This window comes from Sporofaciens sp. JLR.KK001 (assembly GCF_036941055.1).
GTDB lineage: Bacteria > Bacillota > Clostridia > Lachnospirales > Lachnospiraceae > Sporofaciens.
On record NZ_JAYMNO010000001.1, the window covers coordinates 2944943 to 2958851 of the forward strand.

The following is a 13909-nucleotide window of genomic DNA, read 5'->3' on the forward strand; positions in this document are numbered from 1 at the left end:
GATCTTACGTAACCGCAGAAACCACCGCGATGGTCAGAAGGAACAGAAGCCCGGTAGTAAATATAACTCTCAGAAGCATCCGGCACCCCTCGCCCACAGTCTCTATGCATCCTACGATCCGTTTGTCAGAGACAGGCTGTATGACCGCGGCCGCCAGCTTATACACCAGTACAATACAGGCAGACTGTGCCAATGGGACGATGCATAAGGCCACACAGATGACGGCTCCCGCCATCCCGATCCCGTTTTTCACCAGGACGGCCGTACCGATCGCGACCTCCGCCATCCCTCCGATCACGTCGCCAAGTCCCGGAATCGCTTCCGCGCCTCTGGTGAGCGCGCTCCTTTTTACCGAATCAATGGCAGGACTGATTAGCCCCTGTATTACATTTAACCCGATAATACAGGCGATCAGAGTCTTAAGGATCCAGGCGACCGCTATCTCGATCAGCTCGGCAAATCTGCTCAGATATTCCTCCTCAGACAGACGGTCTAGCACCTTCACCATCATATAGATGTGTATCATCGGCAGCAACAAATTCAGGATCAGAACCTCCGTAAGGAAGATCAGGAACAGAACCAGATTATAGAATGCCACCGACGTCACACTCCCCTTGGCAACGGACACCGCCAGAAAATACAGAGGGCAGAACACTCCCATAAAAGAAGTCAGCGAAGATATCCCATCCGTGACCCAGTTAACCACCGTCTCGAAGGAGTTTAAAGCCAGCGCGATCAACAGCAGATACAACGCGTAGAAACTGATATCCGAGATCTGCCTGCTCTTAAATACCCAGGAGAAATTACTGAACACGGCTGCAATGACCGCAAGCAGCAGCATATGTATCAGATTATCCTTGCTGCTCTGGAACGCATACCCAAGCTGGTCCGTCACAAGCCCGAAGAGAAGCCGGGCCGACATATCCAGATCGCCGGACAGGATTCCCCTAACCGTCTCCCCAAACCCGATCCGTTCATTTGGAAATAACTCCTGAAGGGAGTCATCCACTTCTTCAAAATCAAACTGCCCGATCAATCTTTCTTCCAAGTCTCCCTGGCTGCTCCCCGGGTCTTCTTTCTCACTTGGCCATCCGCTATCCATCTGTCCGCGATCCAGAGATTCTGACGCCGCAGCCTGCACACCTGTCAGCATTATCACTGCCGCAAACGCTGCCGCAAGCACTGCCGCAAGCTTCCCGGCCATTCCAAACCGCCCGCTTCCCATTCTCTTCCTCATGACAGAAAATCCCTGATCGTATTTAGCAGTGTCAGAAGGATCGGCAGACTCAGCACCATCACCGCAAGCTTCCCGAATATCTCTATCTGGGCTGCGATTGTCTGGTAACCGGCATCCTTACAGATTCCCGAAGCGAATTCCGCAACATACGTAATACCGATCATCTTGATCAGGGTTCCGATGTAAGCCTGATCCATGCGGATGTATCTTCCGATTCCCTTCACCGCATCAATGATAATGGTCAGACGCCCCATGATACTGAAGAAAATGACCAGGCTCAGCACGACGCTGATATAGATCCCATATTCCGTCTTCCCGCTCTTAAACTGCACCGCCAACAGCGCTCCCGCCGCCCCCATGATCCCGATTCGCAGCATATCCAAGATAATCCCTTCTTTCTATAATGAAAACAACCGTTGGATGGATTCAAACAACTCATAGATATACGGCACGATCCAGAACAGCACCAGCAAAAGGCCGGCAAGGCTCGTCAGGAATGCCTGTTCTTCTCTCCCGCTGTGCTTCAGTACCTGGCTTAACACAGACACCAGGATCCCCACCGCGGCAATCTTGAATATCAGATTCACGCTCATTTGCCTTCCTCCTCTAATACAATAATATCATAACGAATATACCGCTCATCACCCCCAGACAACGGCAGAGCCTGATCTTCATCTTCATACCCTCCCTTAGCTCATCCATAGACTTTGAGAGCTCATCCAGATAGAGATCCAGAAGCTTCACCTGCATATCGGCATCCGCGATTCCAAGCTGATTCCCCAGATCCGCAAGGCGCGCCAGCTCATTTCCCGGAAGCCCCGCGTCCTTAAGGCATTTCCCGGTACTGTTCTCCCAGATCCCGCTAAATGCCGTACCGGTCCGTTCTTCCATCCGGCTGCACAGCTCGGACATCCACTCCCTGTACGGACTTCTCGCCTTACTGCCGATCCGGCCGAACGCCTCGCCCAGATATGACCTGGCATACAGGATCTCACTCCTTAAGAGACAGATAAGCTTCTGCAGATACTTAAGCTGCTCGTACTGGTTTCGAATCCTCTCTGCCGCCAGGATACCGCCGGCAGAGGTGGCCGTAATAACAAGGATACCGCCCGCCGCTCTCAGCAGCATGCTTCCACCGCCTCCCCCCTATAGAGAAGGCTTCCCCGGCTGTCAAAAAGACTGCCTACTTGTCCCACCTGTTCCCTGTTCTTAAGCACCACATACCGGTCAAACTGCCTCTGGGCAACCATCCGGTCAAAAATCGGTTTCTTCCTCAACTCCTCCATGGAATCTGCATGTGCTGTGGCGATCATCTTGCAGCCGCAGTGCATCGCATGCTCAATGGCATGTACATCTTCCGCCGTTCCGATCTCATCCACTGCCAGAACCTCCGGGCTCATGGAACGGATCAGCATACTCATCCCCTCCGCCTTGGGACACCCGTCCAGGACATCCGTCCTTATGCCAAGCTGGTTCTGCGGGATCCCCATATAACAGCCTCCGATCTCTGACCGCTCATCCACCACTCCCACTGCCATTCCGCGGATCCATTCATTTCCGTCGGAGATCTGGCGCACCAGATCCCGAAGAAGCGTCGTCTTTCCGCATCCCGGAGGCGATATGATCAGCGTGTGACAGAGCTTTCCCTTATAGATAATATACGGAAATATCAGATCCGCACATCCTAAGACCTCATGGGACATTCTGAGGTTGATGGATGAGATGAACTTAAGATTTTTCACCTTCCCGTTTTCTATGATCGCCTGACCCGTCATTCCCACCCTGTGCCCTCCTTCAATCGTAATAAATCCCTGCTTCATTTCCTGCTCGTACGCATATAAGGAATAATTGCTGACATACTCAAGCATCTCCCTTACTTCCTCTTTCGTGACCACATAAGGCTCATCCCGCTCATTCCTTACGATCCGCTCTTTTCCCTCATATATGAGTATCAGCGGCCTCTTTGCGCGCAGCCGAAGCTCCTGCAGCCGCGAATACTGGATCCGCTCTCTTACGACTGCCGCGCGGATACCGCGGGGTAAGACATTCATGAATCTGTCTTTTTGCATCTTACTGTCACCTCTCTATCCCAATATATGTACGAGCCTGACAAATATACCATTTTTTTCATTTCGGTACGCCGCAAATAGCAAATTGGGACGTAGTAAAATTGAATTTTACTACGTCCCAATTTGTAATTTATTCTGCCACGTCCTTCATACTGAATGAAATCCGCCCCATCTTGTCTTTTCCAAGGCATACCACCTTCACCACATCCCCCAGGGTCAGCACGTCTTCCACCTGCTTGATCCGTCCCTTAGAGATCTTGGAGATATGCACCATACCTTCCTTGCCCGGCGCAAATTCAAGGAACGCGCCGAATTCCTTAATGCTGACAACCTTGCCTTCCAATACCTGTCCGGCTTCAAAATCCGTAACAATAATATAGATCATCTTCTGCGCTTCTTCCATGCTCTTCGCATCGGTACCGCAGATAGACACAGAACCATCGTCGGTAATGTCGATCTTCACGCCGGTCTGGTCGATAATGGCGTTGATCGTCTTGCCGCGCTGTCCCACCACATCGCCGATCTTCTGCGGATCGATCTGCATCTGGATGATCTTCGGCGCATACGGGCCTACCTCCGGTCTTGGCTCTTCGATCGTCTTCGCCATCACCTCGTCAAGTATATAAGTCCGCGCCTTCTTCGTCGCCGCGATCGCCTCCTCGATGATCGGTCTTGTCAGGCCATGGATCTTGATATCCATCTGGATCGCCGTAATACCCTTATGCGTTCCGGCAACCTTGAAATCCATATCCCCAAAGAAATCCTCAAGCCCCTGGATATCCGTGAGCACCAGATAATCCTCATCCGTCTCTCCTGTCACAAGTCCCGCGGAAATCCCTGCAACCGCTGCCTTGATCGGCACGCCAGCCGTCATCAGTGACATAGAAGATGCACAGATACTCGCCTGAGAAGTGGAACCGTTGGACTCGAACGTCTCGGACACGGTGCGGATCGCATACGGGAATTCCGCCTCGCTTGGAAGCACCGGAATCAATGCGCGCTCTGCCAGTGCACCATGACCGATCTCACGGCGTCCCGGACCTCTGGACGGCCTCGTCTCACCCACGGAATAGGATGGGAAATTATAATGATGCATATATCTCTTGGAAGTCTCCGCCTCGTCAAGCCCGTCCAGTCTCTGAGCCTCCGCAAGCGGCGCCAGCGTGGTAATCGTACAGATCTGCGTCTGTCCTCTGGTAAACATGGCCGAACCATGGACTCTCGGGATCAGGTCGATCTCCGCATCCAGCGGCCGAATCTCGTCGATCGCCCTGCCGTCCGGACGCTTGTGGTCCTTCAGGATCATCTTGCGGACCGTCTTCTTCTGGTACTGGTATACCGCTTCGCCAAGAACCGCAAGCCATTCTTCTTTCTCAGCAAATGCTTCCTCTAACTTCGCCGTGATCTCACGGATATTCTCTTCCCTTACCTGCTTCTCATCCGTGAACACTGCCTCTTCCATCGCCTCCGGCGGAACGATCTCACGGATTGCCGCGAATAATTCCTCCGGAACGGCACAGCTCTCATACTCATGCTTCTGCCTGCCGCACTCTGCCACGATCGTATCGATAAATGCGATTACCTTCTGGTTCATCTCATGAGCCGCGAAGATCGCCTCGATCATCTTCTGCTCCGGCACCTCATTGGCGCCCGCCTCGATCATGATCACCTTCTCCTTCGTGGACGCAACCGTAAGCGCCAGATCCGACACTTCCTTCTGCGCCGCCGTCGGGTTAAATACGAATTCATCCTCAACCAGACCTACTTGCGTGGTAGAGATCGGACCGTCAAACGGAATATCCGAGATACTGGTCGCAATCGCTGCTCCAAGCATCGCCGTAAGCTCCGGAGAACAATCCTGGTCCACGGACATGACCAGATTCTCAAGCGTCACATCATTGCGGTAATCCTTGGGGAATAACGGGCGCATCGGCCGGTCGATCACACGGCAGGTAAGGATCGCGTTCTCAGACGCCTTGCCCTCTCTCTTATTGAATCCTCCCGGAATCTTCCCTACCGAATACAATCTCTCATTATACTCTACACTGAGAGGGAAGAAATCAATCCCCTCCCTCGGCTTCTCGGACGCCGTAGCCGTACACAATACAGTCGTCTCCCCATAATGCATCAACACCGCGCCGTTGGCCTGCTTCGCCACTCTGCCTACGTCTACGCAGAGCTTTCTTCCGGCTAACTCCATCTCAAAACTTTTATACATAGTCTTCTCCTTACATTCACATAACGGGCGCGGCAAATACATTTGCCGCGCCCCCCAAACTCCTATTTTCTAAGTCCTAATCTCTCGATCAGAGAACGGTATCTCTCGATATCCGTCTTCTTCAGATATGCCAGAAGACCTCTTCTCTGTCCGACCATCTTAAGAAGACCCCTTCTTGAATGATGATCCTTCGGGTTATTCTTGAAATGCTCTGTCAGATCATTGATCCTTGCTGTCAGAATCGCAATCTGTACCTCCGGTGAACCTGTATCCCCGGCTGTCCTTCCGTAATCTGCTACGATCTGCTCTTTCTGCTGCTTTGTAATCATGCTTTTATCCTCCTTAAATCTTAAGACCTCTTCCGGTCCTTATAAAATACGCCTGATATTAAGTAATGGTTGGAGCTTCCATTTACCGAACATCGGCTCTCACAGTTAACAAGTATAGCACAATACCCGACGGCTGTAAAGACTTATTTCCCCTTAATCCTCGTCATCGTCATCCATCGAAGAAGCCGGCTCTAATATGGCAAACGCAATGTTGGTCGCATGGTCGCCCACACGCTCCAGACCTGAAATCGTATCTGAGAACATCATGCCCGCTTCCGGGGTACATTTATTCTTCGTCAGACGTTTCACATGAGAATTCTGCAGCTTCTTCTCCATAGCATCGATCTCGTCCTCCAACTGCAGAATCTCCTCCATATGCTTATAGTTCCGGTTCTTGAACATCTCAAGAGAATACTCCAATATCTTCACGGATTTCGCATTCAGCTCCTGAAGCTGGCGCTTCGCCTTGTCGCTGAAAGGCACCTGCTGCTCCAGCCGGGATTTGGCAGAATCGGCAAAATTCTCCGCATGATCCCCGATACGCTCGATATCATTCACCACATGGAACAATCCTCCGATCAGCCGCTCATCCGCGATCGGCAGCACAAGCTCATTGGCGCGCACCAGATAATCCGTAATCTTGCGGTTCATATAATCAATGTAGGCTTCCCTGCGGTAGACCTCCTTGATCTTCTCCTCATCCGGGTTGCACAGCACATCCATGGACACTTTCAGATTCTGCATGGCGACTCTTCCCATATGCTCGATTTCGGCGATCCCGTTCACCACGGCCGTAGTTGACGACAGGATCTTGCCGCCGCCGATAAACGGCAGCTCATATTCGTCTTCCGCAGAAACCGTGTCATCCCCGGGAACGATCCGGTAGGTCGCCTTCACGATCCATCCCATGAACGGGAACAGCATCGCCACCTCGACAACCTTCATCAGCGTATGTACATTGGCAACAGCCCTCGCCAGATTCCCTCCTGAGATATAGAGCATCATATCCGTAAACGGTCTGAGGGCAAGCAGAAGGACAACGAACATGATCGCCGACCCGATCACATTAAACAGGAAATGAATCATGGCCGCCCGCTTCGCATCCTTCTTGCCGCTCAAGCTCGCAACCAGCGCAGACACACAGGAGCCGATGTTGCACCCCAGGATCATAAACGGGCAGATAGCAAAATCCAGAAGATTCTGGGATACCATCAGAAGGATGATGCCTACCGTTGCCGAAGAGCTTTGCAGGATCGCCGTAATCGCAAAACCGGTCAGGATCGCCGCAAATGGATTGGTAAGAGACGACAGGAACTCTATGATCCTTGGCGACTCCTTCACCGCTGCCATACTGTCGCCCATGATGCTCAGTCCCATGAACAGAACACCAAAGCCCAGGATTACTTCACCGATCTTCTTGACCCCCTGTTCCTTGAAAAACATTACCATCACGACGCCGATGATCACCACTAGAGGCGCGATATCCGACAGATTGAACGCGATTAGCTGCCCGGTGACCGTCGTACCGATATTAGCGCCCAGGATCACCCCTGACGCCTGCATCAGATTCATAAGGCCTGAATTAACAAAACTGACAACCATTACCGTTGTGGCATTGGAAGACTGAATGATCGCCGTGAAAATGATTCCCACCACCATTCCAATGAACCGGTTCTTGGTAAAAAACTCCAGTATACTCCGCATCTTGGCTCCGGCCGCCTTCTCAAGCCCCTCGCTCATCAGCTTCATTCCATACAGGAAGAAGCCAAGCCCGCCCAACAGCGAAAAAATCGTTGTGATACTCATTCGTATTCTCCTTTACTCCTCATTCGCGAAAAAATGCTTCCCGTACTCAACATCCCGGCCGATACATGCCCGAAGCTCCTCCACGCTTGCAAATGCCCGCTCCGCACGCCGGAATTGAAGTAATCTTACAGTAACTTCTTTACCGTATGCCTCGCCCTGATAGCCAAACAAAAAACTTTCGATCAACACTCTCTCTTTCCTGCTCACCGTCGGCTTTACGCCCACATTAGAGATTCCGTGGAACCACTGCCCGTCGACCAGTATATCACTCAAGTACACTCCCCAAGGCGGCGCCAGCTTCTCCCTTGGCCATTCCACATTGAACGTCGGGAATCCAAGCGTTCTTCCAAGCTTCCTGCCATGCTCCACCGTCCCAGTAATCCCATAGTGATATCCAAGCAGAGCAGATACCGTACGGATATCTCCCTGACTTAGAAGCTCCTTGATATAGGTGCTGCTGATGATACGGTCTCCGTATCTCTCTTTCTCGATCACAATCGGCTCATATCCGTACTCACCGGCATATTGGCGAAGCATCCCAATATCCCCCCGTTTGTGATGACCAAACTGAAAATCCGTCCCAACTACCACATATCTCGCATGAAACGTTCCGCATATGATATCCCTGATAAAAGCTTCTGCCTCAATCTGCCTAAAAGCCTCGCTAAAGGGACAGTTCACCAGCGTCCCGGCCTTCCCGCCCAGATATCTCTGCTTTTCCTCCGGCGTCATCAGCATTTGCGGTATCTTCCCTGTACGTTCCCACAGCGGTCTCATGTCAAATGCACACACAATACCGGCAAGTTCTTCTCCGGCGCTCAATTCCCGCACCTTCTCAATAAGCTTCTGATGCCCCTTATGCAGGCCGTCAAATTTACCGAAGGTCACTGCTGATTCCCTGCTGTCCACGTAGTCGGACAGTCTGTTGATGTATTGCATAATTGTCCCTCTTCACATGTATCCTCAAACAGCTTATTGAGGCACATAAAACATCTTTATGATATGATATTCGTCTCTTTCCTCCCGCCAGCGGCTGACCGAGAGAAACTGCCCGCTCTCATCGTAGATTCTTACATTGCCCCGGCAATGATCTGTGCCGTCCATACCGGCAAACGCCTTCCCTGGCAGCGGATTGCCATTCTTCGCCGTCTTCTCCCAGTCCTTCCGGACAGTAAGCCTGGGATAATCTTCAAACACCGCATCCACAGGAATCACCGCGTCCATCAGGCGCCCCTCCTGCTTCCTCAGCGCGATCTCGGAGAGCGTCAGGCTCGTCTCCAGAGTAAACTGCCCTGCGCGGGTGCGGGTCAGCTCCTCCATACACCCTCCGCAGCCAAGCTTCATTCCGATATCGTGGCACAGAGTCCGTATATAGGTACCCTTGGAACACTGTACCCGCAGCTTCACCCTGGGAAGCTCCATGAAAATAAAATCGATCCCGTAGATCTTAACAGCTCTCGCCTTTCGTTCGATCTCTATACCTTCTCTCGCAAGCTCATACAGCTTCTTTCCGTTGACCTTAAGCGCCGAATACATAGGCGGTATCTGCTCATACCCGCCGACAAAGCCTGCTGTCGCCGCCCTTACGGACTCCTCGCTGATACCGGAAATATCCTGGCTCTTAAGCATCGTACCGCTGATGTCCTGCGTGTCTGTCACCCGTCCTAGAAGCAGCACCGTCTCATAGGTCTTATCCCTGTCGGTCAACAGATCACAGAGCTTCGTGCCTCTTCCAAGGCACACCGGCAGAACGCCTTCGGCATCAGGGTCTAACGTCCCCGTATGGCCGATCTTCCTCTGCCCTGTGATTCCTCTAAGCTTCGCCACCACATCATGAGAGGTATAGCCCTTCTCCTTGTACACGTTTAAAATACCATGTATCATGTCGTCCACTTTTGTCCTGCCCTTCTGTAGTCTTCTATAGCTGGAGCTCTATCTGCTCTGACAGATTGTTGAGCACATCGTAATAGGTGCCTCTCATGGTCAGGCCCGCAGCCTTCTTATGTCCGCCGCCGCCAAAATACTTCGCGATCCGGCTCACGTCCACCCGCTCCTTGGACCTTAGACTTACCTTATAGACATTGGTCTCCAGCTCATACATGAAGATCGCAACCTCCACGCCCTTCGTAGTCCTTAACTGACTCACGATCCCGTCTAAGTCCTTCACATCCACACCATAGAAATCCATCGTCTTCTTCGTTATATAAGAAGCGATACAGGCCTTATCCATGAACAGGATACTCTCAAGCAGCGTCCTTCCCAAGATCTGATTCTGGGCATAGGTCTTCTCATAATATGTATCCTGAATGAGCTTAGGCGCATCCACACCCTTCTCAAGCAGCTTAGCCGCCGCCCGGAAGGTGGAAGGAGCCGCACAGGAATACTGAAAGACGCCGGTATCGTGCACAATCCCCAGGTAAAGCGCAGTCGCCGTATCAAGGGAAATGCACTCTTCATCCATCAGATCGTAAATAAGCTCCGAAGTAGAGCTGGCGTCCGGCACAATATAGCTGTCCCCGGCAAATCCTTCGTTGCTGATATGATGATCAATGCAATACGTCTGCTTCGCCCGCTCGAACAACGGAACGGAAAAGCCAAGCCGGTCCTTATCCCCGCAATCCAGGCAGATAAAAAGGTCATATTCCGTATCCTTGGGAATCTCATGGCGTATCTCTTCCGTACCCTTAAGGCATCTGTATGCATCTGGAATCTCTTCCAGATACACATCGGCTCTCTTATCCTTATAATTATCCTTGATATACTGGTATAGTCCCATGCACGAACCCACACAGTCTCCATCCGGACGGATGTGTCCGCCAATGGCAACAGTCACAGCATCTTTCAGAATTTTATTCAGCATCTGCATCTCCCTCTGTCATATTCCTGTTCACTTCATCAATCTTCTTCGACATATTGACTCCATATTCGATCGACTGATCCAATATAAAACGTATCTCCGGCGTATTACGCATATTCAGCGTATGCGCCAACTCCCGCCGGATATAACCTTCCGCACTCTCAAGACCCCTGATGGTATCTTCCTGCGCCTTCCCGTCTCCCAGCACGCTGATATAAGCCTTGCAGGTCTTAAGGTCCGGAGCCACCTCTGCCGCAACCACCGAAGTCCATGGCGCGACACGGGGATCCTTCATATTTCTTATGATATTACTTAGCTCCCGCTGTACTTCCGTATTGACTCTGGTATTCTTAATACTTCTCTTTCTCATTTCTTACTCCTTCTTACTGATACCGCGGGATAAATCATCTGCCTATCTTGGTATCTCGACCATCTTGAATGCCTCGACCAGATCGCCTTCCTTGATATCGTTAAAGTTGGCGAACACAAATCCGCACTCATATCCCGCTCTTACTTCCTTCACATCATCCTTGAATCGTCTCAGTGACGCAAGCGGTCCTTCGAAGATCACGATTCCGTCTCTTGTCAGGCGCACGGAGCAGTCTCTCTCGAAGATACCGTCCAGTACATAGGACCCGGCAATCGTGCCGACACCGGAAGCCTTGAATGTCTGGCGCACTTCCGCATGACCCAGTACCTTCTCCTCGAATACCGGATCCAGCATTCCCTTCATGGCCGCTTCCACATCCTCGATCGCATTGTAGATGACGCGGTACAGACGGATATCCACGCCTTCGCGGTCTGCCGTCTCCTTGGCTGTTGCGTCCGGGCGCACATTGAATCCGATAATGATCGCATTGGACGCTGACGCAAGGCTTACGTCGGACTCGTTGATAGCGCCGACGCCGCCGTGGATGATCTTCACGACAACCTCCTCGTTCGTAAGCTTCAGAAGACTCTGCTTCATTGCCTCCACAGAACCCTGTACATCCGCCTTCACGACGATTCCAAGTTCTTTTAAGTTACCTTCCTGAATCTGGTTAAACAGATCATCCAGAGACAGTTTTGATTTTGTATCTTCAAGAAGCTTCACCTTGCTCTGAGAGATAAATGTCTCTGCAAAGTTTCTTGCTTCTTTGTCATTGGCACATCCGACAAACACCTCACCTGCGTTCGGCACGTCGTTTAATCCAAGTATCTCCACCGGCATAGAAGGCCCTGCCTCCTTCACACGGCGTCCCTTGTCGTCCATCATCGCTCTTACCTTACCATAGGCGGATCCCGCAGCAATGGAATCTCCTACTCTGAGCGTACCCTTCTGTACAAGAACGGTAGCAACGGAACCTCTTCCCTTGTCTAACTGAGCCTCCAGCACCAGGCCTCTTGCGCGCCGGTTGGAGTTAGCCTTAAGCTCTAACACCTCCGCCGTCAGCACGATCATCTCCATCAGGTCTTCAAGACCTTCCCCTGTCTTGGCGGATACCGGTACAAATACCGTGCTTCCGCCCCAGTCCTCAGGGATCAGCTCATACTCGGTAAGTTCCTGCTTCACGCGCTCGATGTTCGCGCTTGGCTTATCAATCTTATTGACCGCAACAACAATCTCTACTCCCGCCGCCTTCGCGTGGTTGATCGCCTCTACCGTCTGCGGCATCACGCCGTCGTCCGCCGCAACCACCAGGATCGCGATATCCGTGGAGCTTGCCCCTCGCATACGCATTGCGGTAAATGCTTCATGGCCCGGCGTATCAAGGAATGTGATCTTCTCTCCATTGATATCCACCACATATGCGCCGATATGCTGAGTGATACCGCCCGCCTCTTTATCGATCACGTTCGTATGGCGGATCGCATCCAGAAGAGATGTCTTACCATGGTCAACGTGACCCATGACACAGACTACCGGCGGACGCTTCTTCATCTTGCTCTCGTCCTCTTCCTCCTCCTTAAGCAGCTCTTCTATTACGTCTACGACTTCTTCCTTCTCGCAGAGAACATCGAATTCCAGCGCGATGCCTTCTGCGGTCTCATAATCGATCTCCTGATTGACCGTCGCGATCTTGCCCTTCATGAACAGCTTCTTCACAATGACGGAAGGTACGATCTTCATCTTATCAGCCAGTTCCTTGATGGTAAGAACCTCCGGAATCACGATTGACTTGATCTCTTCCTCCACCTTCTGCTGTACCTTCTGCGGCTTCTGGAGCTGCTGCTTCTGGTCAGGCTTCTTCTTGCCCTTGGCAAGCCTTCCTTCTTCCTCCTCGCGGCGGTAATCCTTCTTCTTGTGGTCGTCCTTGCCCTTTCCTTTGCTGCGCTGCGGCTTCTGTGTCTCCACAGCCGGCGCCGGAATACCGGAACCGCTGCCTCTCTTATCGCCGCCCCTGCGGTCAGATCTCTCTCCGGGTTTACGCCCCTGTCCGCGGTCTCGGTTATCTCTGTCCCGGTTGTCTCTGTCTCCGAATCTGCCGCCGCGGTCCCGGTTATCCCGGTCTCCCTGGAAACGGTCTCTGCCGTCCCGGTCTCGATTGTCACGGTCCCCCTGGAAACGATCGCGGTTATCCCGGTCTCCGAACCTGCCGCCGCGGTCCCGATTATCTCGGTCTCTATTATCTCTGTCCCGGTTATCTCTGTCTCCGAATCTGCCGCCGCGGTCCCGGTTGTCTCTATCTCCGAATCTGCCGCCGCGGTCTCGGTTGTCTCTGTCTCCCTGGAAACGGTCAGAACGTCCTCCCTGAGGACGGTCGGAACGCTGCCCCTGCTGACCGGATCTGGAATCCGAACGTCTCTCTCCATTCCTGTCAGGACGGTCGGAACGCTCTGGACGTCTCTGTGACGGTCTTCTGTCGGAAGACCGCTCTGCTCCTCTGTCCGATCCTGCACCGCCCTGCGGTTTCCCAACTGCCGACGCGGGACGCTTCATTGCTTCCGCTGCCGCCGGAGCTGCCGGACGCTTTGCCGCTTCTGTCTCCGCCGCTGCCGGGCGCTTTGCCGCTTCTGCCGCCGGACGCTTTGCCTGCTGTACCTTCTCTGCCGGGGCTGCCGGACGTGCAGGCGCCGCCTTTGCCGGACGTCCGTTATTCACCTGCATCGGTTTCCCCTGCGGCTGTCCTGCCTTGGCTCCGGGCCTTCTTCCCTGCTTCGCGCCGTTCTGTGTATTCTGCGGGCGGAACACATGCACGATATTCTTCTTCTTCGGCGCCTCCTGCTCCGGCTTCGCCGGGGCCGCCTCAGCCTTAACGAAAGACTTCCTCACCACATCGGCATCCGCCTCCTCAAGCGCGCTCATATGATTCTTAACTTCTATATTCTTCCCGTTCAGGAATTCAAGCACTTCCCTGCTCGGAACATTCAGCTCCTTGGCTAATTCGTATATCTTGATCTTTGACATATTAA

13 protein-coding genes are annotated in these 13909 nt (G+C 52.5%); all 13 read right to left on the reverse strand.

All coding sequences use genetic code 11. From position 1 onward, the window contains the following. Positions 1 to 4: 4 nt before the first annotated feature. The 13 genes from VSQ62_RS15250 to infB all read right to left on the reverse strand — a co-directional run bounded on the left by VSQ62_RS15250 (position 5) and on the right by infB (position 13904). Positions 5 to 1237, reverse strand: coding sequence for a stage III sporulation protein AE (locus tag VSQ62_RS15250; RefSeq protein ID WP_334635679.1), 1233 nt, complete (start codon positions 1235 to 1237; stop codon positions 5 to 7). Further along, positions 1234 to 1620 carry a stage III sporulation protein AD gene (gene spoIIIAD, locus VSQ62_RS15255; protein WP_334635680.1) on the reverse strand — a complete coding sequence of 129 codons (387 nt, stop codon included), beginning with the start codon at positions 1618 to 1620 and terminating at the stop codon, positions 1234 to 1236. Before spoIIIAD ends, VSQ62_RS15250 begins: the two co-directional genes overlap by 4 nt. A 15-nt stretch (positions 1621 to 1635) precedes the next feature. Next, positions 1636 to 1830: a stage III sporulation protein AC gene (spoIIIAC, locus tag VSQ62_RS15260; RefSeq protein ID WP_334635681.1), complete on the reverse strand. Its 195-nt coding sequence runs from the start codon at positions 1828 to 1830 to the stop codon at positions 1636 to 1638. A gap of 13 nt (positions 1831 to 1843) precedes the next feature. Beyond that, positions 1844 to 2365 carry a stage III sporulation protein AB gene (locus VSQ62_RS15265; RefSeq protein ID WP_334635682.1) on the reverse strand — a complete coding sequence of 174 codons (522 nt, stop codon included), beginning with the start codon at positions 2363 to 2365 and terminating at the stop codon, positions 1844 to 1846. Then, positions 2356 to 3306 carry a stage III sporulation protein AA gene (gene spoIIIAA / locus VSQ62_RS15270; RefSeq protein WP_334635683.1) on the reverse strand — a complete coding sequence of 317 codons (951 nt, stop codon included), beginning with the start codon at positions 3304 to 3306 and terminating at the stop codon, positions 2356 to 2358. Before spoIIIAA ends, VSQ62_RS15265 begins: the two co-directional genes overlap by 10 nt. 130 nt (positions 3307 to 3436) lie before the next feature. Continuing rightward, complete coding sequence (locus VSQ62_RS15275) at positions 3437 to 5524, reverse strand: polyribonucleotide nucleotidyltransferase (RefSeq protein WP_334635684.1); 2088 nt, start codon at positions 5522 to 5524, stop codon at positions 3437 to 3439. A gap of 62 nt (positions 5525 to 5586) precedes the next feature. Continuing rightward, on the reverse strand, positions 5587 to 5853 hold the full coding sequence (gene rpsO, locus VSQ62_RS15280; protein WP_334635685.1) for a 30S ribosomal protein S15: 267 nt from the start codon (positions 5851 to 5853) through the stop codon (positions 5587 to 5589). Positions 5854 to 6006: 153 nt separating this feature from the next. Continuing rightward, on the reverse strand, positions 6007 to 7659 hold the full coding sequence (locus VSQ62_RS15285) for a Na/Pi cotransporter family protein (RefSeq protein WP_334635686.1): 1653 nt from the start codon (positions 7657 to 7659) through the stop codon (positions 6007 to 6009). Positions 7660 to 7671: 12 nt separating this feature from the next. Beyond that, positions 7672 to 8598: a riboflavin biosynthesis protein RibF gene (ribF, locus tag VSQ62_RS15290; protein WP_334635687.1), complete on the reverse strand. Its 927-nt coding sequence runs from the start codon at positions 8596 to 8598 to the stop codon at positions 7672 to 7674. Positions 8599 to 8631: 33 nt separating this feature from the next. Beyond that, on the reverse strand, positions 8632 to 9543 hold the full coding sequence (gene truB, locus VSQ62_RS15295) for a tRNA pseudouridine(55) synthase TruB (protein ID WP_334637672.1): 912 nt from the start codon (positions 9541 to 9543) through the stop codon (positions 8632 to 8634). A 34-nt stretch (positions 9544 to 9577) separates the two neighbouring features. Continuing rightward, positions 9578 to 10519 carry a DHH family phosphoesterase gene (locus VSQ62_RS15300; RefSeq protein ID WP_334635688.1) on the reverse strand — a complete coding sequence of 314 codons (942 nt, stop codon included), beginning with the start codon at positions 10517 to 10519 and terminating at the stop codon, positions 9578 to 9580. After that, on the reverse strand, positions 10509 to 10886 hold the full coding sequence (gene rbfA / locus VSQ62_RS15305; protein ID WP_334635689.1) for a 30S ribosome-binding factor RbfA: 378 nt from the start codon (positions 10884 to 10886) through the stop codon (positions 10509 to 10511). Before rbfA ends, VSQ62_RS15300 begins: the two co-directional genes overlap by 11 nt. Positions 10887 to 10928: 42 nt before the next feature. Then, a complete protein-coding gene (infB, locus tag VSQ62_RS15310) occupies positions 10929 to 13904 on the reverse strand; it encodes a translation initiation factor IF-2 (RefSeq protein ID WP_334635690.1) in 2976 nt (991 codons plus the stop codon). Positions 13905 to 13909: the final 5 nt, after the last annotated feature.

What these genes read in the sequence shown, in the direction of transcription:
- VSQ62_RS15250 (WP_334635679.1), bottom strand. Translation starts at nt 1,237, where the DNA reads ATGAGGAAGAGAATGGGAAGCGGGCGGTTTGGAATGGCCGGGAAGCTT.
- spoIIIAC (WP_334635681.1), bottom strand. Translation starts at nt 1,830, where the DNA reads ATGAGCGTGAATCTGATATTCAAGATTGCCGCGGTGGGGATCCTGGTG.
- VSQ62_RS15265 (WP_334635682.1), bottom strand. Translation starts at nt 2,365, where the DNA reads ATGCTGCTGAGAGCGGCGGGCGGTATCCTTGTTATTACGGCCACCTCT.
- spoIIIAA (WP_334635683.1), bottom strand. Translation starts at nt 3,306, where the DNA reads ATGCAAAAAGACAGATTCATGAATGTCTTACCCCGCGGTATCCGCGCG.
- VSQ62_RS15275 (WP_334635684.1), bottom strand. Translation starts at nt 5,524, where the DNA reads ATGTATAAAAGTTTTGAGATGGAGTTAGCCGGAAGAAAGCTCTGCGTA.
- rpsO (WP_334635685.1), bottom strand. Translation starts at nt 5,853, where the DNA reads ATGATTACAAAGCAGCAGAAAGAGCAGATCGTAGCAGATTACGGAAGG.
- VSQ62_RS15285 (WP_334635686.1), bottom strand. Translation starts at nt 7,659, where the DNA reads ATGAGTATCACAACGATTTTTTCGCTGTTGGGCGGGCTTGGCTTCTTC.
- ribF (WP_334635687.1), bottom strand. Translation starts at nt 8,598, where the DNA reads ATGCAATACATCAACAGACTGTCCGACTACGTGGACAGCAGGGAATCA.
- truB (WP_334637672.1), bottom strand. Translation starts at nt 9,543, where the DNA reads ATGATACATGGTATTTTAAACGTGTACAAGGAGAAGGGCTATACCTCT.
- VSQ62_RS15300 (WP_334635688.1), bottom strand. Translation starts at nt 10,519, where the DNA reads ATGCTGAATAAAATTCTGAAAGATGCTGTGACTGTTGCCATTGGCGGA.
- rbfA (WP_334635689.1), bottom strand. Translation starts at nt 10,886, where the DNA reads ATGAGAAAGAGAAGTATTAAGAATACCAGAGTCAATACGGAAGTACAG.
- infB (WP_334635690.1), bottom strand. Translation starts at nt 13,904, where the DNA reads ATGTCAAAGATCAAGATATACGAATTAGCCAAGGAGCTGAATGTTCCG.